This is a genomic window from Paraliobacillus quinghaiensis (assembly GCF_003426025.1).
Taxonomy (GTDB): Bacteria; Bacillota; Bacilli; order Bacillales; family Amphibacillaceae; genus Paraliobacillus_A; species Paraliobacillus_A quinghaiensis.
On sequence record NZ_QJSH01000019.1, the window covers coordinates 18,391 to 41,245 of the forward strand.

At 31.5% G+C, this 22,855-nt stretch carries 15 protein-coding genes; 13 read left to right on the plus strand and 2 right to left on the minus strand.

Features of this window, described 5'->3' with window-relative positions:
- Positions 1-763: 763 nt before the first annotated feature.
- On the plus strand, positions 764-2,749 hold the full coding sequence (locus D2K40_RS12155) for an FRG domain-containing protein (RefSeq protein WP_117156336.1): 1,986 nt from the start codon (positions 764-766) through the stop codon (positions 2,747-2,749).
- A gap of 239 nt (positions 2,750-2,988) precedes the next feature.
- On the opposite strand, the gene D2K40_RS12160 is transcribed toward D2K40_RS12155, so the two are convergent.
- On the minus strand, positions 2,989-3,816 hold the full coding sequence (locus D2K40_RS12160; RefSeq protein WP_117156338.1) for a GIY-YIG nuclease family protein: 828 nt from the start codon (positions 3,814-3,816) through the stop codon (positions 2,989-2,991).
- Positions 3,817-4,355: 539 nt separating this feature from the next.
- Between D2K40_RS12160 and D2K40_RS12165 the strand changes: the two genes are divergently transcribed.
- The 3 genes from D2K40_RS12165 to D2K40_RS12175 all read left to right on the plus strand — a co-directional run bounded on the left by D2K40_RS12165 (position 4,356) and on the right by D2K40_RS12175 (position 7,729).
- Positions 4,356-4,790 (plus strand): hypothetical protein, encoded by a 435-nt coding sequence (locus D2K40_RS12165; RefSeq protein ID WP_117156340.1) that lies wholly within the window; start codon positions 4,356-4,358, stop codon positions 4,788-4,790.
- A 13-nt stretch (positions 4,791-4,803) separates the two neighbouring features.
- Positions 4,804-6,399, plus strand: a complete 1,596-nt coding sequence (locus D2K40_RS12170; protein ID WP_117156342.1) for an AlwI family type II restriction endonuclease — start codon at positions 4,804-4,806, stop codon at positions 6,397-6,399.
- 178 nt (positions 6,400-6,577) lie between these two features.
- Positions 6,578-7,729 carry a DNA cytosine methyltransferase gene (locus D2K40_RS12175; RefSeq protein ID WP_117156344.1) on the plus strand — a complete coding sequence of 384 codons (1,152 nt, stop codon included), beginning with the start codon at positions 6,578-6,580 and terminating at the stop codon, positions 7,727-7,729.
- A gap of 456 nt (positions 7,730-8,185) precedes the next feature.
- Here D2K40_RS12175 and D2K40_RS12180 read toward each other — a convergent pair whose 3' ends face one another.
- A complete protein-coding gene (locus D2K40_RS12180; protein ID WP_117156346.1) occupies positions 8,186-8,584 on the minus strand; it encodes a hypothetical protein in 399 nt (132 codons plus the stop codon).
- Positions 8,585-8,876: 292 nt separating this feature from the next.
- Between D2K40_RS12180 and D2K40_RS12185 the strand changes: the two genes are divergently transcribed.
- The 9 genes from D2K40_RS12185 (at position 8,877) to D2K40_RS12225 (ending at position 22,779) form a co-directional block, all read left to right on the plus strand.
- Complete coding sequence (locus D2K40_RS12185) at positions 8,877-9,104, plus strand: hypothetical protein (RefSeq protein ID WP_117156348.1); 228 nt, start codon at positions 8,877-8,879, stop codon at positions 9,102-9,104.
- Between the two features lie 26 nt (positions 9,105-9,130).
- Entirely contained in the window at positions 9,131-11,473 is a 2,343-nt protein-coding gene (locus D2K40_RS12190) for a hypothetical protein (RefSeq protein WP_117156350.1), read from the plus strand.
- Positions 11,466-12,248 carry a hypothetical protein gene (locus D2K40_RS12195; protein WP_117156352.1) on the plus strand — a complete coding sequence of 261 codons (783 nt, stop codon included), beginning with the start codon at positions 11,466-11,468 and terminating at the stop codon, positions 12,246-12,248. The genes D2K40_RS12190 and D2K40_RS12195 overlap by 8 nt, the downstream gene beginning before the upstream one ends.
- A 509-nt stretch (positions 12,249-12,757) precedes the next feature.
- A complete protein-coding gene (locus D2K40_RS12200) occupies positions 12,758-13,324 on the plus strand; it encodes a recombinase family protein (protein ID WP_117156354.1) in 567 nt (188 codons plus the stop codon).
- Positions 13,325-13,587: 263 nt separating this feature from the next.
- Positions 13,588-13,851, plus strand: coding sequence for a hypothetical protein (locus D2K40_RS12205; RefSeq protein ID WP_117156355.1), 264 nt, complete (start codon positions 13,588-13,590; stop codon positions 13,849-13,851).
- A gap of 850 nt (positions 13,852-14,701) precedes the next feature.
- The gene (locus D2K40_RS12210) at positions 14,702-18,334 is read left to right on the plus strand and encodes a YobI family P-loop NTPase (protein ID WP_117156357.1); all 3,633 of its coding nucleotides are present in this window, start codon (positions 14,702-14,704) and stop codon (positions 18,332-18,334) included.
- Between the two features lie 605 nt (positions 18,335-18,939).
- Positions 18,940-20,232, plus strand: a complete 1,293-nt coding sequence (locus D2K40_RS12215) for a replication-relaxation family protein (protein ID WP_117156359.1) — start codon at positions 18,940-18,942, stop codon at positions 20,230-20,232.
- Positions 20,233-20,864: 632 nt separating this feature from the next.
- Positions 20,865-21,563: a hypothetical protein gene (locus tag D2K40_RS12220; protein ID WP_117156361.1), complete on the plus strand. Its 699-nt coding sequence runs from the start codon at positions 20,865-20,867 to the stop codon at positions 21,561-21,563.
- A gap of 208 nt (positions 21,564-21,771) precedes the next feature.
- Entirely contained in the window at positions 21,772-22,779 is a 1,008-nt protein-coding gene (locus D2K40_RS12225) for a DNA/RNA non-specific endonuclease (RefSeq protein WP_117156363.1), read from the plus strand.
- Positions 22,780-22,855 lie beyond the last annotated feature (76 nt).

Below are 22,855 nucleotides of genomic sequence, written 5' to 3' on the forward strand. Positions count from 1 at the left end.
CAAATCATACCACTTAGTAAAATTATGTAGAACAAGGACAGAATTCAAATGTGGGTAATGTGGGTAATAATTTCAATGGATGGGTTTTCAACAATCTATTTTTGTTAAAAGGGATCTAATATGGTGTCTAGTATGGTTCTTATATATAAATCCTGATATAACAGAGTTTATTAAACTATTACTCTTGATTATAACTTTTGGGGTCAAATATGGTTCCTGATATAGTGCCTACTAGATGTATATTAAGTATAACTTTGAAAAAATGAGGATACTCAACACCTTAATTATCTAGAATTGATAGAACTCTCAAAAGAAAACAATTATTAGTATTTTAATTTTTTAGAGTGCATTAAATGACACCAGTTAAGCAAACGAGTTGTATATATTGCTTAACTGGTGTCTTTTCTATTGTTAGCACGAATTTTGCGATCACCTTAAAAAATTGTATTGTGGAGGTTGTAATCCTATGTTGATACATATTTTTAATGATTTTTTATAAAATCGTCTTTCTCCAAATGGTTCACAGATTGTGAAATCACTTATATTACGCAGTAGACCAATACTACGCAACAATAAATTCTTATACGAATGAATGTACTTTAAAATAATTAAGTTATAATCATAAGTGATAGGTTTTCAATAATCAGTGCAGATTGTAAAAAAACTAGTCGGATCGAAAATAGGATATTTATGTTAAGGTAATAAGTGTATTAGAAGCTGACTATTTAACAAAAGGTTCTATAAAATAAAGCGAGGTGATTAGATGGAGCAAGTTAATACTGTTGATGATTATTTGAAAAAGCTGTCGCGTTACGATATTTATAATAATGTCTTCTACAGAGGTCAATCAGAAGAATATAAAAGTATCACATCGAGTGTTTCCAGGGACGCAGGTTACACAATGAATGAAAACTCTATCTACAGAGAAGCTGTAAAAATGAGAACGGTTGAGTTTGAGGATCTAATCTCTCCGATTGAGCGCTTATCTAAAATGCAACACTATGGAATTCCAACTAGACTTGTAGATTTGACAATTGCCCCATTAATAGCACTTTTTTTCGCAGTGCAAAAAATTGATAGTAAATCACATGGGAATGTATATGTATTTGTTCAGCCAGAGCTTTCCTTAAATGATAAGAGGATTAAGGTATTGTCACTCCTTGCAACATTAGAATCACCTGAAATTTATAGGATAAAAAGTTCCTATCTAGAATGCTATTCGGAGAGTATAACAGAAGAAGAAATATTAGAATTTGCTTCAGAAGGTGCATTTATTAATCATTCCGTAGAACTTCAAAAATCTAATGAAAGGTTATTTTGCCAGAAGGGAACTTTTGCAATCTGCGGTAATGAAGTAATAGGAAAAGAGATAAAGAAGTCAGTATTACCACTTGATTCAATTGAACCTACAATGATAATAAGGGTTCCTTTTGAATATAAACAAGCAGTAAAAAAAGAATTGGATGCAAAGTATAATATTAATGAGACAACGATATATCCAGAATTTCCTTCGGTTGCAGATTATTTGAAGGAAAAGTATAAAAGAGTAGATTTTAATATGGACGATACATATAACATTCTTGAAGTAGAAGATATTTCTCATGTAGGTGTTAAACGCTGCTCTATCGTGGCAGTATTAAATAAAGTTCTGCTCATTGAGGAAATAAAGGATATTGGAATTCAGATCATTGATCAATATAGAATGACAAACGATGTTGTATGGGTCTATATTGCAAAGAATGGCGATGACTATATTATGCGGAACTGGATGATAAGAGGCCAATGGATTAGAGAATCATTAGATCCTAGATTCAAGCCACATCTTATTGGGGAAGTAGATAAATTAGGCTATATATGGCGCTTCGAAAAATCCTATAGTACAATGGCAGATTATTATGATGAGTATGTCTTTACAGATGATAAAATTCTTTTTACTCAAAACATGAAAACATTTGAAGAATTAGAACCGCATTATAATTATATTTTAAGTGCATTTGAGAGTGGGGAAATGAAAGATTTAGAATTCTATGCTTTTGATAATGCAAGTGTGATTACTAAATTCTTTCTAAAGTTCGGTGATTATGGGTACTCAAGAAATGATGAATTTAATAAATACTTGAACAATTTCGAAGAAGTAGCTTTGCATCTGGATAATCTGTTCTTGTGGCTGAAAAAAGAAGGATTAAATTCACGTGCTAGAAGATACCAGATTTCAAATTGTATTAAGGATGCTAAGTTACATTTTGATAGAATAAAGGAACATGCAATATATTGGAAGAAGGCCATTAATCTTTCAGATGATGGCTACAAAGAAATCGATCCAGAAAAAATAACAAGAAAAGAATATCTGTATAAACAAACAATACCACTAAATCCGGATGGCTTGGATGTTCATTTTAATCTTGATATTTACCGAAACAGTGACAATACAGTGAATATAAGGGGAACGACTAATCTCTTTGATAAAGCATCACTAATGATTTCCTTGAGAAATCCTACTGGTTTACTATTGGCTCAGAATAAGTCGTTAGTGGAAAATGGAAGATTTGATTTTGGCAGACTTGGTAAAGAAGGTACCGGATTCGAAAGAGGACAGTATAATGTAGATATTTCTCTCGCCATTCCTTCAGTTCAAAATAAAGAATTCGTGTATAATGCAGGAATAGAGTATGAGAACTTAAGAGGTAAATATGTAGATAGAACCGGTATAGGACCAACGGTTAGCTATACCGAAGAGTTTGAAATTTAATTTAAACTCATTACTTGCACAGTACAACCATATTTGTAATTAAACAATAGATTGATGTGATCACTAATAGGTGATCGTCTTTCTTAGTGTAAATTAGTTTCTATAACACCGATTTGTAACGGGGGAGGCTTGCACAATAAGAGCAATTACTTCTTTGAAAAAGTAGGCAAAAATTGAAAAGATAAATAAAGCTATATGTTTTTTACTTACTTCTTCTCCAAAACTACCTAATAGTACTTTTAGTCTATTGCAGGTACATCTTTAAAATACAAACATAAACATTTATATGCTTTTTTCGAAATAGTATAATAAAAATAATTATCAGATATTAAACTAACGTTATAAACAGATTGATATAAGTGTGCTTTGCCAGAATTAATAGCAATTACGAAATGCATATTCTCAACTGACCTTTGGATTCTATTCCTGTTAGCTTTGGAATGTACTAAGTCAAGCTGACTACAAATATCTGAAAATGATACCTTGTATCTAATTTCATCATATTCATCAATATATTCATAAGGAGAATTTAATATAAATTTAAATATTTCATGTTCCCAAATCCCTACAGGACCTGTGGTTTTCAATACAACAATATCTTCTCTATTATCAACTTTGAATTCAAAAAATAAAGGGTTAGTCGAAAATATTGAAAACAAAGACCTTATGTTTGTGATTGTAGAAACATAAGGTATGCGATTGCTGGGAGGAGAAATTTGCTGGTCATTAAGAAACTTTATTTTTTTCTTTTGATTTTTCCTTCTTTTTTCCTGCAATCTTCTTTTGTAATCATCAGAGAATAATTCAAACTTTAATTCGGGTAGCTGAAAAGATGCAGGGGTTTCATTTGCATGAGTGCTATTATATTTAGGTTTTAGCTTGTTAATGTAATATATCTCATACAAGATTGAATCTGTACTATTTTCAGCAGTAGACACCATAACATACTCCACTTCATTTATCCATTCATCGGCGTTATGCTGTGAGTCACGTTGATCCATTTTACTTGTTTTGCCAACATAAAGGACTACATCGTTTCTTCCGTAGTAAATATATATTTGGTGCATTATAACCCCACCCCTAAAAAATATAATTTAAATGTTTATTCTACAATATGTTTTTTACAATGGGAAATGGTAATAAGTAGTTGTATTAACAATTATCCCTAGATGGTAGGATGGGAAGTTCACAGAGAGGTATAAGGATATTAAAAATAAAGGTTGGATAACAAATCATATGAAGTGATTGATTCTGAGGAGGATTCCATTCATTTTTATTGCACGGAGATTGAGATGATTTTAATAGAAGAAAGACAAAAAACAACAGATCCATTGCTGCGCAGTACAAGTATACTATGCAATAGAAATTTGATTTCTAACTTTAAATACTTAAACATCGTTTGTTTGTTATTCCATACACAATAATCTGCGAAGTAAATGGTGGTTAGTGTTGAATTTTAAAATGGTACACTAGGGTTATATAAATTGATAAAAAACTGCATGTAAAAATCACCTTTTAAGGTGATTTTTTAGTTTGATGATATATTAAACTAGATTTAAGTAAATTTACCAAAAAGGAGTGACTTCCAATAGACAAGAACATACTTATGAAGTTATTACGAAAAAGTTTGTTATATAGGTTAATGGACAATTTAAATGATTTAATATCACAAGCGAAATTAACACACCGAGAAGTGAGCAATCGAGTGGGAAATAGCGAAAATTGGTTTAATGATGCATACAACAATAATGAAGATATCCAAATTTCATCTTTTGCGAAAGTACTATCCGTGGTAAGCGAGGAACATGAAATAAGCGAATATAAATTAATGGACATTTTCAATGAAAAGATATTGAATATTTCTTCTTTACTAACTCGATTATCTGATGAGGAGGAGAAATATATATCTGATTTTATTATTGCTGAAAAGAAGCTTTTTCTTGATATTCTTGGTGATTGGGCATCTTTGGCATATAAAAATAAACTGAACAATAAAGAAGTAGAATTAATAAGCAAGGTTAAGGATTTAATTTCGTTATAAAGGAGGAGAACTCGTGAGAAAGGTCTGGTTTATAACACGCCCAGAACGAGATCCAAAATTTCATGTAGACGCTCTAAGAGCATTAAAAATAGCAACTGATGATTTCTCTATTAAATGGTATGGCAACAGAGAAGCTCATAAGCAGTATGAATCTGTATTAATAAATCACCAATTAAAAAGGGAAAATATTAGCAATGATGGTTCTGGAGGAAGAACATGGGCTGCAATGCTACGTACTTTTGGATATATATATTTAAATCAATATGGATATTTAGTACTAACAAAAGTAGGAGAGAAACTGTTAAATTCGGTTAAAATAAGGGAAAATATTTCGAAGCAAATTTTAACGTTACAAATTCCTAATGCATATTTTTTGGATAGTGGTTTCAGACCAAAATTTGTGGATGAATTTCAAATTAGGCCAGCTAGGTTTCTTATACGATTAGTTAATCAATCAATACTCGACTTTTATATTACAAAAGAGGAAATCACTTTTTTTGCACTTACTGCTAAGAATGATGGTGATGTACATATGGTTACAAATAAGATTTTAGATTTTCGTAAAGCATCTGACAGTAAGAAACATGAAATGAAAAAGTCAATTGCAATTAATTATGATCATCGTCAAAGGTCGGATAGTGAGGCTAGAAATTTTGCATTTGCCCATGGAGATGTAGCACATACTTTTATGTTGTTATGTGATTACACAGGTCTTGTAGACTATGTTAGAGGTGATGCTCTAAGGTTACCAACAGAAAAGCAAAGTGCAACTTTAGAAACTATAAATTATTTCGATGATAGGTATCCATTTAATAAAAGGTATTTAATATCTCTTGAAAGGTTTGCAGAAAATGCAGGATTAGATGTTGATAGTTACAAGGCAAGTACATTTGGTTCATTACCACCAGCAACAAATAAAAATAAAAGTTTGAAGAAGGTTCAGCGGCTTTTATCCTCTTACCCAATGTTAAAAGCTCTGTCTATAGATGAAATAACCAAAATACTAGAACAAGAGCTCTCAACTAATGAAGCAAAAAAATATGCGTATGAATTATATACACATACATTCGAATTTTTAAATGAAGATTTTGTTGAGTCATATCTTTACGAAGAAAATGATCGTACATTTGAAGACAAAACTGGCGAAATACTAAGATCTATAGGATTTGAGGTTGAAATGCGTCCTAAACCACTGGGAGAGGATGTTAGAACAGAAATTGAAATTTTAGTACATATTGACAATGAAACAATATGTATAATAGATGCTAAGAACTATAAAGAAAAGTTTACTTTATCCGCTAATCTAGCATCTCATATGTCATCAGAATATATACCGAATTATCATGGTTATAAAGGTAAATCTGTCAAGTATTTTGGTTATGTGACCGCAAACAAATATAGTGGAGAAAGGCAATTAGAAAAAATTTGTGATAAGGCAGCAATGATCGATGCAGAAATAAAAGTCTTTGGAGCAATTTTTTCAGCTAAAGCTATTTTAGGGTTTCTTGATTATTGTTTAGAGAATGGTATTGAAGAGGAAGAGAGAGTAAATAGATTTATTTCTTTGTTTATAAATAAGGGGTATGAAAGTGTAGCTCAAATAATTTAATCAAGTCAAGTTGCAGATATGAAATCTGAATAGATTTCATATCTGTTTTTTTAATGCTATTAATATAATTTGAATAAGATAATATTATCCAGCTGTACTTTTAATAGAATAGGTGTATAATAGAAGCATAGATATATGCAAGAACAAGTATTCTTGTGGGAGGGAGATGTTTTACACCATGATTTTTCGAAAAGGGGAATTGTTTAATGGTCCGGGGGGACTAGCGGTTGGAGCAATAAACGCTGGATTTATCCACCCAAAAACAGGAGAAGAATGGAAGATTGAGCATTCATGGTCAAATGATTATGACAGTTTATCCTGCAAAACGTACAGAACAAACATATGTAAAGATGAAAATGATGAATCAGTTCATGAAGGACCTGTTGAGAAATTACCAATAGGGGAAAAGTCTATACTAGGTGATATAGATTGCCTTGCATTTGGTTTTCCATGTAATGATTACTCACAAGTTGGTGAAAAGCACGGTCTAAATGGTACATATGGACCTCTATATTCTTATGGGGTAAAAGTACTTAAACTATATCAACCAAAATTCTTTGTAGCTGAAAATGTAGGTGGACTTCAAAGTGCAAATGAAGGCAGTGCTTTTATACAGATCCTAACTGAATTAGAGGAGTCTGGTTATAAAATAACACCACATCTTTACAAGTTTGAACAGTACGGAATTCCACAAGCTAGGCACAGAATAATTATAGTAGGAATTCGAAATGATTTAGCTGACGAAGGAGTCGAATTTAAGGTGCCTGCACCAACCAGCATAGCTTCAACTGAGTATAAAACTTCAAGACAAGCTATCATGGAACCTCCAATACCAGAAGATGCTCCAAATAATGAAATGCCAAAGCATACAAAAAAGGTAAAAGATATGTTGAGTTATATACCACCTGGCGAAAATGCTTGGTATTTAGGTATTCCAGAAGAACTTCGGTTAAATGTAAAGGGAGCCCGACTAAGTTCAATTTATAAAAGACTAGATCCTAATCGCCCAGCTTATACTGTTACTGGTAGCGGCGGTGGTGGTACTCATATGTATCATTGGATTGAGAATAGGGCATTAACAAATCGTGAGAGAGCTAGACTTCAAACCTTTCCTGATGATTTTGTTTTTAGTGGCAGTAAAGAAGCTGTAAGAAAACAAATAGGTATGGCTGTTCCACCAGAAGGAGCAAAAATAGTATTTAATGCAATATTGAAATCTTTCGCAGGAATAGAATATGATTCAGTTCCACCTTTAGAAAAATTACAGTTAGAAAATTTGAAAGGCATCAAAAAACAAACAATTCGTAAAGAACTAGTAAGTGCACTTTAAAATAGAAAAAGTAAAAGGACCAAAGTTGACTTTGGTCCTTTTTGTTGCTAGATAAGTGGTATGACTGGGCCAGATATGAGCATGACAGAAATAAATCAAATGGATTCATAATTAGACTCAAGTTATATTTCAGCAAGGATTTACAGTGGGGGTAACAAAGGTACAGGACTACATGGTAAAAAAGGCAAGACAACAATAGTCATCAAATCTACCTTTTAAATAACTCTATTTAACTAATAACTAGGACTAAATATTAATGTGAACGATATTCAAATATTAACCATATCGGTCTTTTTTTATTTCTGAGAGCTTACTGAAAATTCCTTTTAAAAAGCTAATCATCTACTATAAGTAGATGATTAGCTTTTTAAATTTATCACAATTATTCGTAATTGGCCTTTAACTTTAACAGGGTATTTATTACAGCGTTTTTTTTGCGAAATCTTTTGCTAACAATTAGCTAGAGGTATGGATTTGTCTGATAAAATTGAATGTTACTTCGTTTTCTGAAGTGAAAACAACTCTTACAATATCACCTGGTTGTGCATTTAGCTGTGTTTTAAGCCAGTGACCTATAGTTCTCAAATTACCATAACCTTGGAACTGTTTGGCATATGCATTATTTGGCCCTTGCGATCCAGAAGCTTTAACCTCACCTATAAAGTTACCATCACTTGATACAGCTTGATAAATATCTCCTTTTTGGATTTCTAACTTCAATGCTTCACGGCTTGGAATCTGAATGTACGATTCTTCTTCGTGCCTGGGTGAGTTAACTCTTGATTCACCTCTTGAACCCCATTCTAAGTGAGCTTCTTTTAGGACTATCTCATAATAATCTCCTGCTTGAGCCATGTTTTCACTTCCTTAAGTTTAATTACAATACTATATGTCTTGTAGCAAATGAATATTACGAAAATATACAAATATTTAAAGAAAAATAACACATAGGTAATTCGTCGAGGAACTTTTTTTATTCTTGTTTCAATAAATAAATCACTACTTAGGAATATGTTCTTTATATGCTTAGAAAATGATTATTTCCACAATAATTTAGTTATATATGAATATTCTTGATTTCTGAGAATAGATATCTAATAAATAAATTAATTTAGGCTATATATTTTCACTAAAAAGGGGGATGTATATGAGCGAAAAATTAGACAAATTTGAGAGGTTAGCAGAAAAAAGAGTAACTGAAACGATCAAGAAAATAAGATTAGTAGGTAACTTAGCAAATAAGAACAACTACGAATACTCAGAAGAACATGCAAAGAAAATTATTGAAACATTAGATGACGAGATGAGGCTATTGAAGAGTCGTTTTAAAGAAGAATTACAAAAAGAGTCAAAGTCGTTTTCGTTTAGAAAATAAAATAAAATTTGAGGGAGGATTTTATTATGTCAGGGACATCAACTCCAATGAATTGGATTGCAAATATTGATCAAGTAGTAAGAGGTTACGAAACTTCAGGTAAAGGCCTAGTGCATGGATTACAGAAAGATGCAATACAAAACTCATGGGGACATAAAGAAGATACAGAAAACGGTACTGGATGGTCTGTTAAATTTGAATTAATTTCTAATGACCTAGGAACATTCCTTTTAATTCAAGACATTGGAACTAAAGGTATGACTGGACCTAATTTAAGTACCGATGAAATAAATAAATATAATAATGATCTAAATCCAGATTACAGATTAGCTAGATTTTCTTCTATGAATTATTCAGGAGGTAACGATGGAGCAGGTTTATTCGGAAGAGGGAAACTTCTATTTAATGCAGCTTCAAGTAACTATTCTTACATCTATGAAACTATTACAAAAGAAGATGGAAATAGAGCAAATTGGAAATGGATTGAGGGTAAAGATTTACGAATGGAAAAGCAAGCTTTAGAGGGTGAAGGTGCAAAAAAAATAATTCGTGAAAAAGTGGGAATTGAGCCGATAAGCGAACAGGGAAGTAGAATTATAATTATTAATCCCAAAGATGAAATAGTTACAGCAATAAAAGACGGAACATTCTTAAGGGATATAGAAGAAACATGGTGGAGAATAGTTAGTAAGTATGATGCTAAAATTACAGTTGCGTTTGATGGACAAATATATAAAGCTGATATTCCTGCTATGTACAAAGATGCCCTTGAAAGTAAAAGGGGGTGGAAAAGTTGGAAAAAACATTCAATATCAAGTGGGTATAAAAATGTTAAAAGCTTAGGTCTATTTGTTTCAGATCAACTTTTACCAGAAGAACTTGAAGGAATATATGTATATCGTAAGGATATGAAAGTAGGAGTTGTAAAGATTGATGATGTGCCTCAAGCTATTAGAGGTAAGTACTTTGGTTTTGTTGAAGTTGATGAAACTTGGGAAGAAGAATTAGCTGAAATTGAAAACGTTGAGCATTATGGATTTAACACAAGAAAAAGAGCGTACCAAAGTCTTAAGAATTTAGTTAATACAGAGCATAGATACTTTATGGATTATCTTGGGTTAGGTCCCAAAAAGCAAAATAGAGATGAATTGTTACAAAAAGAATTTGAAGAAGTATCTAATGAATTAGGTAAGATATTTGATGAATTAGATATTAACTTTGATGGTACAGGTGAAACAGAAAAGCCGGTTGAGGTTGTCTGGGACGGAGTAAATTTCCCTACTGAATCAAATGTTGTAAAAAAAGGTGATTTGGTAGAGGATATTTATTTTAAGATAAAGAATAATTCCGGTGCTCAACAAAAAGTTAGCTGGGAATTGTATGTTGAATGTGATGATAACGTTGTTTTAAAAATAAATAAAGATAGTTTAAATGTATCAGAGGGTAAAGAGGAAAGGTTGGGTCCCTTTGATTTTATGGTTCATTCACCATTGATACCTCAAAAAAAACATTATGTAAAACTAAAAATTCAACTTGATAGTACTAAGAAAATTTTTGTGAAAGAAATGCCATTTTATTATGAGACTAAGCCTTATAAGCGGCCATTACAAAACTTTAATTTGAGGAACATCAACTTAATATTTCCTAATGACTCCAATAGAGTAAACCCAAATGAGGAGATAACAGACTTAAAATATTTAATTAAAAATAATTTATCTACTACAGCATACATTTCTTTTCATTTAACAACACATAATGCTGAAGAAAGAAACAGTCCTAGGGTGGAAGATCTTTATATGGATAAAAGTATTATTATTCCTCCAAATGGGGAGAAAATAATAAATTGTCCTAATATTTTATTTGATAGTTCTAAATATCAAGTGATTGGTGAGAAAGGTACTGTTGAAATACGAGCTTCCATTAGTGCTACTAGGGATTTTGATATGTATGAAATATCTGAAGAATTATGCAGGTATTCACGCATATTTGTTAATTATAATAAGGATGGAGGTAATGGTTTTCAATTATTTGAGGAATTCCATTTAGTTGAAGAAAAAGATGGTGAAAAAAGAAAGTCTTATTTAACAGGGGACCAAAGAGGATGGGAATTTAATCTAAATATTGTTCATCCAGTTTACATTAATTTAGAACATGATGAAACAAGAAGGAAAGATTATATTCATGATGAAATGTTAAAACAAATTGTAATGGCACTTCTCAAGATAGATAACAGTACTTTATTTACAAAATATATAGATGAGAATCTTAATATAGATGATTTATCAAATATAGAAATAGTAGAACTAATAAACAGAGTTTTTGATGCTATTACGTTTGATAGATATAAAGGTGAAGTACACTATGGCTAAATTAATCAGAAAATTAGATAGGGATAAAAAGGCTTATATTGGCCTTCTTTCACCGGAAGAAATAAGAGAAGCAAAAAAGCTTCAACAGTTTATTCAAGATTTAATACCAGATATAGAAACTAAGTTATTGAATTTGTATGGAAAAAGGAGCATAGAGTATGCATACGAATTTGGAACAGTTTTAAAGGAAATTGTTGAAGAATTTGAAGTGCATGGATTACAAAGAAAAGATTTTTGGAAACAAATAAGAGACTTTGCATCACAAGATAAAACAAGACCTATAGACCGTTCTGATATAAGGACATTATATGAATATTATTATATTTTAGCGCATTACAATTTAAATGGGTTAAACAATATGAATTGGGGAGAATGGTCTCAACTATTGGATACCCGAGGTGTGCTTAGAAAAGAAGAAAGAATTATAGACTGGATAGTTTCATTAAAAGGCAAAAAAATCTCGCGAGATGAATTTAGGATTTTTATGATAGGAGTTAGAGTATTTTACCATAATAAGAATACTGCCGTATTTGAAGATAAACAATTGTTTGCTAAATATAATGAAATACTAAAGATTTCTATTAATTGGATTAAACTATACAATCAATTCTTTACACAATCAGGTAAGGAACCTACAAAAGCTAGAAAAGATAAGCCTCACAAATATAAGGAAAAATATTTTAAAGAAGTACTACAAATCAGGAAAGGGAACAAGAAATTAAAAGTTGATGAAGTGTGTATAACTGTATTTAAAGCAGTTTACTGTATAAATTAGTGTATTGGTATTTGTCACTGTTAGATAAACAAAATTGCTTCAATGGGATTCATTTAGCATAAAGCAATAAATAGTTTTGGCAAGATATGATCGTTTATAAATAAGCCTACTCAATTTTAAAAGATTTTTGAGTAGGCTTTGTTAATTTAAAATGTTTTTACGTATCCTTGCTTTCCAAGCTATAAAATTTTCTTCTATTATTCTGGATTTAATCTGCTAAATCTAGTGGTTGGTAAGTGTTATTTAAGATTAATACTGTTTGGACGAGTCAATCAATAATTTGGATGGATTAATATTCATTGATTACTCAATGTGGTTAAATTGTAATGTACAAGTAAATACAAATTACAATCGGATCTAGGTTTTAAATGGTCCAGTCAGAGTGTTTTGTAGAACTAAACGGTGTCAAAACTTAAAAGTATTGACACCGTTTAGTCAATGTTATAGTATCAGTGCATACAGACGTGTCATAACTTAGTTTCATAAGTATGACAGTAGGAGGCGTTATAATGAAGTACGGATATGCAAGAGTATCAACGGTCAACCAGGATTTAGAGTCACAAATACAACGTTTAGAGTCAGAAGGCTGCACAGAAATATACTCAGAGAAACTAACAGGTACGAAGATAGACAGGCCAGAGTTTAAGAAGGTGTTAGGAAGACTACAAGATGGTGATACGCTAGTTATTACGAAACTAGATCGATTTGCACGGTCAACGGATCACGCCTTGAAGATAATAAAAGACTTATTTAATCGAGGTATAAAGGTACATATTCTTAACATGGGTATTGTCGAGGACACGCCAACAGGTAGACTCATATTTACGATTATGTCAGGATTTGCCCAGTTTGAACGTGATATGATCGTAGAACGAACGCAAGAAGGGAAAGCAATAGCGAAACAAAACCCGTATTTTCGAGAAGGTCGTCCAAATAAATTCATGAAAAAGCAAATAGAACATGCCTTAAAACTGAAAGAAACCCACTCTTATCGACAAGTCGAAGATTTGACTGGGATCTCAAAAAGTACGTTGATAAGGGCAAAGAAACGGAAAGAAGAGTCAATAGAGAAATAGTGTGGTTTAGCCCTGAATGTTTTTGACGGCCGTATCCATCGTGAATCACACTCAGAATTTAATCGCTTATTAGCTAAATATGTGATTAATCATGCTATAAATCTAAATCAATTTTTAATTTAGGAAGTAAAAAGAAGGATATAACATAACAAATATCTTGTCAGTAACTTTGTCAAAAAATATTCTGCCATTAAGAAAATTTCAGGAATAACAGGAATTTACCTTTTTTTGTCGAATTATAATGACAAAAGGAGATGATGATATTGAGAGATGAGGACAGAGACCCAGGTACTGAGAATTTTATTAATTCTCTACCATTATTACAAACTAAAATATACAAATTTATGCGTTACAAGTACGAAGTGTTAACAAATGACGGAGAGAACTATGAAGTGGAATCGATCGATCCATTAATCGCTAAAATGGCTAGTAAAGAATTCAGTATTACAGAAGATGAAGCCGCAGACCTTTACATTGCTACTGGAAATCAAATTCATAAATTTCATATGGAAAGGCTACATAATTAATTTTATTAGTTGACACTCTTATTAGAGTGTTTTTTTTGTGAAGTTTTTAGTGTTTTTCATTTATTATAAATTTAATTTTAGCGTGATTTGAGCACTGATTTGTTATGAACAATAGCCAGCGTAAGTGTAAAAATTAACACACCTGCGAATTCTTATCTAAATTGGTAGTTGATAGATTTGACTTGGTTTTCTGCAAGGGAACGTGAATATTTATGTTAAACTAAAAATAGGGGTTGGGAATGTTTGTTTACTATTATATAATTTACCAAAACTAAGTTTATAATACTTTTACCCTTGAAAAAATAGGCGTCAAATGGATTAGTTATAACGATCCAAAGTTATCTGTGTATAAAAAAGTAGTTATTATAATTTTGAATTAGGATTCTATTAATGTATTCATACTATGTATTCTAAGGATGTATGCCAAGCATACATGCTTGGCATACATCCTTAGAATACAGTTTTAAACACAACTTGATTGTGATTAAATGTTGGCATAATAGTAGTTTAATTTAGATTTTGTCAATTCTATTTAATTATAGAAATTAACGCTGAGTAAATACGTAAAAATGTAAGTTTAATAGTATAGAAATATGTGCTAGTTTTGATTGGGCTTAAATATCTAAAAATTTGAGTAATTTTTATAGTGCTTCTTTTAGTTGGCTTACAACAAATGGTTCCATATGTTAAGCCTGTCTTTATTTAGAGTGTTTTTATTGCTGGCTTTTCTTTTATAAATACCAGGAATTTATTGACAATATAATAAGATGGACAAGACATTTAATACCCATGATGCTTCAATAAAACCTAATTCGTTTAATAGATATAATTGCGTGGAGGAGGAAAAGAATTGCTTAAAAAATTTAAACAAAAGTTAGTGTGTCTATTAACGAAACTCATAACCAAACTTAATGAACCAGAAGTTAAGCTAGAGAGTCCTTTTGAAGACCTCACCCCTAGCAATGATGTTGATGAGGATGGGAAATATTCTGACGCTATAAGCTGGGGACTAGAAAATGCAAAAGTGAAGAACATCGCTCTCACTGGTCCATATGGTTCTGGAAAAAGTAGCTTATTAAGTACTTTTCAAGAACAAAATAGTACTGAATATAACTTCTTAAATATATCCCTAGCTACATTCCATGCAGATGAAAGTGAAGTGGAGAATAAGTTAGAGAAAAGCATACTGCAACAAATGATATATAGGGTGAAGGATCGAACCATACCCTTTTCAAGGTTTAAACGAATTAAGCATGTACGAACCAAGAATATCATTCTGCATATTCTTTTCTTTATGGTGTTCATAATAACAGGTTTTTACCTTTTAAAACCAGATACAGTTCAAAGTATATATAATAATACAATGATAGCTAAAACATTTGATAATGGTGATGCATTACAACAAGTGCTACCAATTATATTTTTGGTATTATTTTTCATTGGATATCCATTACTGATGATTAAAAATATTTACCGTTTCACCCTAGCAAATTTGAATTTTAATAAGGTAACAATAGCCAATGCAACGGTGGAAAAGAAGGTTGGTGAGGAAAGCCAATCTATTTTTGATAAATATTTAGATGAGATATTGTATTTTTTTGAAGCAACTAAATATGATGTCGTTATCTTTGAAGATTTGGACCGATTTAATAACATTGATATCTTTGAAAATTTACGAGAGTTGAATGAACTTATCAATAATTCAGGGCAAGTGGGTCGTCGAGTTGTTTTTATATATGCAATTAAAGATGATATTTTCGGAGAAGAGGATTCGGGGCAGTTAAGCAGAAATCGAACGAAATTTTTCGATTTTATTATCCCTGTAATTCCAATCATCAATGCTTCCAATTCAGTGGATGTGTTAGCTAAGAAAATAAAACGATCTCCTTATTCTGAAAAAATATACAATTACTTCCTCGATGATGTTACTATTTATATCGATGACATGCGAATTTTGAAAAATATATTTAATGAGTTCATTGTGTATCAACAAAAACTTGGGGGAATTAATCTTGATTCAAACAAGTTATTAGCTATGGTTATTTACAAAAACATCTATCCTGTAGATTTTTCAAGGCTGCAATATAAAGATGGATTAGTTTATGAGCTCTTTCAAAAGAAACAGCAGATTATAGAGGAACAAGTCAAATTGATTGATGTAAATATACAAGAATTAGAGACAAAGTTAAAGAACATAGAAGTTGAAGCATTAACCTCTATAGCAGAATTACAACAAATCTACTTAAGTGAATTAGGAATATCTAGAATGTTTAACAACAATAACTATATTCTAATTGATAATAATAGATATGACTCAAATACAGTTTCAAATGGTTCATTTTTTGAACAACTAGAAAATGCGAATTATATCAGGTGTTATTTACCACAGAGGAATAATAATGTGGTGACAGTTAAAGACGTTGCAACTGTTTTTGGTACAAAAAGAAACTACTTTGAAAGAGAAACTGCTATTAAGGTTATAGAAGAAAATAGAATTGAAGACGTTAAACAAGAAATGTCGCAATTAAGGATGGAAAAACAGGAGTTAAGTTCACAATCCTTACAAGAACTAATTGCCAAAATTGATCCAAAAATTGTATTTTCGGATGCGATTTATGAGAAAAAGTTACTTGTATACTTGCTTCGCCACGGATATGTTGATGAAATGTATAACCATTATATTACTTACTTCTATCCGGAAAGTTTAAGCTTTTCTGACATTAAATTTGTATTTAGTATTAAAAATCATGAAGCTTTGCCTTTTGATTACAAATTAGATAATGTGGAAAAGGTTATAACGAAGATAGTCGGTAGTGAATTTAAACAGGTTGAGGTGCTTAACTATCATTTACTGAACTATATAATAGGAAAACCTGGATACCGTAGTTATTACGATAGCTTAATTGAACAACTGGCGAATGGAAGTGATGCTTCCGTTAAATTCATACATGGCTTTAAAGAGAAAACAACGAAGAAAGCAACTTTTATTCGTTCGATATGTAACAACTGGGATGATTTTTGGTATTTTATTTCATCCAAATCTAGTTATACATATCAAGAAAAAGACGCTTATCTTGCAGATATTTTTGCGTACGCTGATATTGATGCTATTATCAAAATGGATAATAAATCCGTTATGTCTTCCACCATCTCTGAACATCCGAGTTTTATAAAACTTATTACGGATGATGAGAAAATGAAAGAAATACTGTTAAAACTTAACGTGAAATTTTATAAATTAGAACATCTTCGTGATTTAGAAGAGTTGTTTGACTTTGTTGTTCAACATAATCTATACATGATAAATAAGGATACCTTATCAGTTATTCTAAAAAATGAGCCTAATATAACGTATGCATCCATAAACAAATTTGGTAAGCAACATGTGATTGATTATGTTAATGAAAATATCGACACATTTGTAAAGAATGTATTACTTAATGAGGAAATTCATGCAGAACCAGAGGAAAGTTTGCTTGAATTATTAAATAGAGAAGAGCTTGATAGGGAGATTAAAGAAGCGATCGTTAAGAATAAATCCGTTGCTATTACAGATATTGAAGATTTAACTAACGAGTTATGGCCTATTGTGATACGTGAAAATAAGATAATTGCAAACTGGCGAAATGTTATCGCGTATTTTAATGATAATGATAAGACAATTACTAACTTCCTAGTAGATTTTCTGAACTATCCTGAAAATAGAAGAGAACTTGCTAAAAATCAACTAGATGAGTTGGATGACATCGACCAGGATACATTGGAAATAATTTCAGATCAAATTATTAAGTGCGAAAATATTACAAACGAATCGCTTGAAGTATTATCTCCAGGTATTATTCGTTGGGATTCTTATCCTGTTGAAGAATTATCAGAGAAGAGAGTGCGGACAATGGTTAAAAATAATGTGCTATGCCTAACGCCTTCAAATTATAAATCATTAAGAATAAATTTTAATCCACTTCACATCTCATTAGTTGAACAAAATATAGAACCATTCATTTCTGATCAAGCTAAATATTTATTGGATGCTAGTGACGTGAAAGAACTATTAGATTCTAATGATATTCCTTATAACTATAAGGAAAGTCTTGTTGAGCAACTAGCACCTGACTCTCTTACAAATAAACATGTAAAAATTCTATCAGATTTAATTGGTTTCATTCGTAAGCATAACTTAAAAATTAAAGATGACCTACTAAATTTTTTACTAGAAACAAAGGTTGCTCTACATGAAAAGGTGGCGTTATTAACTGGACAAATAGACAATCTTGAAATCGAATCCATCACAGAACATTTAACTAATCTAGATAAACCTTATTCAGAAATTGCTGAAAAAGGTAGACGATTACAACTTAAAAATAATAAAATCAACATAGCATTGGCTAATGCATTAGAAGACAAAAAATATATATCATCCTTTAGAGAAGATGGAAAGAAATTACGTGTGAATACGAGAATAAAAATGGATAATGTTAATTAGGTATTGAAATGCACGTAACAATCCTAACTTGCCTGAAGTTATAAATTTATGGTTAGTTAGATCACTAATAATTACTATAGTGCAGATTCCTGCATAGGAAAACCATTTTTTCTTCGTAATTAAGGTACAATTGTGGGAATTTGCAACGATTAGAGTACAAGTAGTATTCAAGCATTTTCTTAGTAAATAAATGTAGTCTAAAATTGAAGTAATTCCATTGACTAATTAAAGGATTTATATAATAATGATAGTAATATATATTGGATATATTTTCTAAGGTAACTATTCATTTGTAAAACATTAACAACAAACAAAATAATTCAATGAGGCGGAAGCACCGGTTCATATTTTAGGATAAGCATAGGCTTGTCCTTTATATGAACGGTGCTTTTTTGTTCTTAGGGTTTATTGGAGGTAGGAGCTTATGTTAAAAATAAGTGTTTAATAGGAGTGATGCTATGATCAAGAAGAGATTTCTTGAATATAACATTAGTTGTAATAGTAGTTGATATAGTTTGAGGATATAAAAGCTTATAGACAAGGATAAATCTTAAAAACTGTGAAAAAGAGATTTTTGATTGGCGATAGTGAAAGGAGTTGATAGTTTGAAGGTATTAGGGTTTGATCTATCACCTAAAGAACTAGAAATATTAGAATTAATCTATAAACATCGCGGTATGAAGGCTGAACAGCTTTATTGTGCATTATATCCTGAAAAGGAGAACCGATTAACGGTAATGAATTTAATGTCGAAAGAAAAACCTAGTCAGATAAAAGGCATCCAGTCAAGGTATTTAAAGCCATTAAGAGAAAAAGGGTTATTGAGGAAAGCTAGTGTATCTTCTAATCCAGGGAGTTATTCATTTTTAACTAAAAATGGACTTGAATTTATTAAGACATACCTTGATATACCTTTAGGTAAGCATGGTACAGGTTTTGGTAGTGATTATGGTGATTTCGATTATGAGTTATACAAACCACCCCATAGACGGATTAATCATCACCTGGGATTGATAGATTTATTTATTACCTTAGATAATCTACGAGATTTCTTTCCTCAGTTTGATATTGATTATAGAGACAATCGTTATGTTTCTGAGAAATATCCAATCCAATCGTCCGTAAAAGACGATGCGAACCGGAAATACAAAAAGTTTATGCCTGATGCAGAAGTAAGCATAGGAAGTAAGAGGTATTATGTTGAAATAGATACAGGAACAGAATACTTTGAAGCACTACATGACAAGTTTGTGGGATACGCTAACTACCTTGACTATATTCACCAAAGTGGAAGAGCTATAGCAGATGGAATATTGTTTATTACTAATGATCCAAAACCGTTTCAAAGCGTTCGTAGATGGGAGACCATTACTAGAGCATTCTTTTTTGGAATCAACGGCTGGGAAACATCAGTAAATTTAATTGTGGGTTCATTAGCAGATGTCTATAGCATCGTAATTAAGGAGCAACATAAATTAGAAAGTTTCAATGATACCATGTATAAGTTGAAATATTACTTAAATACAGAACAATATAACACAACAGGAATTAAGAAAAGATCTATTGTTAAAAACTCAAAGATAAAATTCGATAATGTATTTTCAGTTACAGATGGAGATAAGGCATTTGTTTATGAAAGGTGTGATGGCTTTGAGACAATTGGATTTGCTCGTATATTAGCATTTAATAGCTCCTATAGTAAGTCGAATATTGAAGTGATTCCAGTGCTCTATTGTTTTAAAGACGATTTTATCCCCATTCCTTATAAAGCATTTAAGAACCCAGGAGATGCTAAAATACTTTTCGCTAATTTACGTTGGTTAAATGCTTATGACGAACCAAGATGGTACGATGTTGATGGGGAAAGAATGTTGCAAGGTAACCCATTGAAGCTTTAGCAACTACCTAACTTAGATTTTGATGAAATGTCCTTGGTTAGATTAACTCTTTCTTTATATATTGGCAAAATTAAATATAATTAAAAAAAGATGGCTGAAGATTACACTTAATAGACAAATGCTCACTTCAAATAGGTTTAGTAAACGTGAGCATTTATCTTTGAATACATCGCAACAATATTCTATGCACTATTAGGAGTAGGTACATTTTAGTTCCGTTTTGGTGGAGAAAAACGAAATAACAAGCACAATAGAGTGCAAAATCGCAATGGTTTTGAGCGCTCTATTTTTTGTTATATCAAAGTTCAACATAAATATTAATCTAAAATAACATAGCAAATCGCACCTCAATTAGTATCATGACAACAGTTATCAACGTGATAACATGTTTATTTTTTTAACTAAGCAGGTAATTGTTATTTTATGTTAAAATAAATATAGAGTTTGCGAATAATCGTCCTTAAACTATAGGCTGGCGAATGCTTAACAAGGGTATTCGACATTTCTTAATAGAGTAAAGGGCAGTTTATTTTAAGAGAATGGATTAATTATATGGTGCATTGTGTTAAATTTGAAATCCAAAAGCCAAAAAAGTAACATTATTTGCAGAAAATTAGTTTAGGAGAAGTAGTATGTCGATAATGAAAAGCCAATACCTTAAAAAGGAAATCACCAACTATAACGTCATTCCTTTAGAAGTCAGTGCGATGAAGATTTCTAATCAACTTTATTTAAATATAGATGAAATTGAAGATTTCTTGAAATATGCAAATGATTCTAATTCTAATTATGTCTATTATCAATATTCTTACTATAATTTTGAGGAATACATCATTCCCAAAGACTGGTACAGTGAGTATTCGAAAGAATTTAGAACCGAAATACGTGTACATAATCAACACATCGAATCATTAGATTTCGGCTCACCTAAAAGTTTGACGTTATTTATTCTTCAAAATGGTACTTTCGTGGGAGTGGAAATAAAAAATCATTGGATTGAAAATCAAGGCATTCATCTAGCAGAAGATACAATAGAATTTATAGAGAATAAATTCTATTGCGAAGTTAAGGAGATCATTGTTAACAAGAAGGGACAACAAAAAAAGGATGAAAATCAGTTGAGGGAGATTATCTTTATCGACCCTGAATTTAAACTTTGCAAAAACCAAGAACTTCGATATTGGTACTTAGTTGAATTACTTGAAAAAGAAAATATGAAGAAATACGATTATTTGGTCCAGCCACCTGGGATACCTCATAGGGGTAAGGTGAAGATGTTTATGGATAAAACTTGGGAACTTTTTAAAGAACGAAAAAGGCAATATGACTAGTCTTATTAAGCAAAAGGATGCATTAGTAGAACAAGGAGCTGTTGGTGTCAAGATCCAATTGCTTGTGGATCTGCGACGCAGAAAAGTGGGATAAATTTGATAATGCTGATGTTCGTAAAGTAATTGGAAGTATCAATAGGGTTAACCTATGTTAATATTCCGAGATTTTTAAAATGACAATATGAAACTATTATAGGAGAGTCCTAAAATGAAAAAGAAAATGAACTATTTAATCTTATTTTTAACGACCATCTTAATGGTTGGTTGTACCAACGTAGAAGATGCACCCATTACAGATGAAGAAACAGAACCACAAGAAGTAACTACAGATAATTCAACTAAGGAAAGTGAAACAGACGGAGAAACAAATTCACAAGAAGGAACCACATCTAATACAAATGGAAATAGTGAAAAGGAAGAAGATACCACTACGGTTGTTGATGAACCAGTAGTAGAGGAAATAACAAACGAAACAAATAATGACCTGTTTTCAGGATACGAACTAATAGAGGTAGATGGTGGTGATTTAAGCGGAGATCGAGAATCAAGTGTTGTAGTAGATGTAGGATATGGCAACAGGGAGTACTGGGCATTCACTAATGAGAATGGTCAGTTAGTGAGAGTGATTGCTAAAGAAATTATTCTACAAGATGACAGTACAGAACCAGTCCTATCAACTGGTAGATACTTCTCTGACGAGGCTAAAGTTCCAGGTGTCGAAAGTGATGTATTAGATGAGGGTCATGTTATTGCTGACTCTTTAGGAGGTGTATCAAATGCTTATAATATTACACCTCAAGAAAGTACACTTAATCGACATGGTGACCAAGCGTACATGGAGGATGCGATACGTAACGCAGGAGGTGCAACTAATTTTGAAGCAGTCATTTCTTACTCGGATACGAAAACGCAAATACCTTCAAAGTATCAGTATTCGTACACTATAAACGGTAATGAAGTTGTAGATACGTTTGATAATGTAAATCCCGATGAAGTTAATGAGTCGTTAGGTTTAACAGATAGTAACGAATCTACTAGTTCAGATAACTCTAGTTCTGAAGAAAAAGGAGATGTTTCTAGCGTTGATACTAATGGTAATGGACAGGTGACAATTAAAGAAGCAAAAGCAGCTGGTTTCAGCATGCCAATAATGAGTGATCATTGGCTATACCCCTATATGCGAGATAATGATGGAGATGGTATGGTTGGAGAGTAAGCCTCTAGAACTTTGAGACAAAATAAATGAACGAAAGAACATTTTCATTGTTTGACGATTTATAACAATTTTGCGA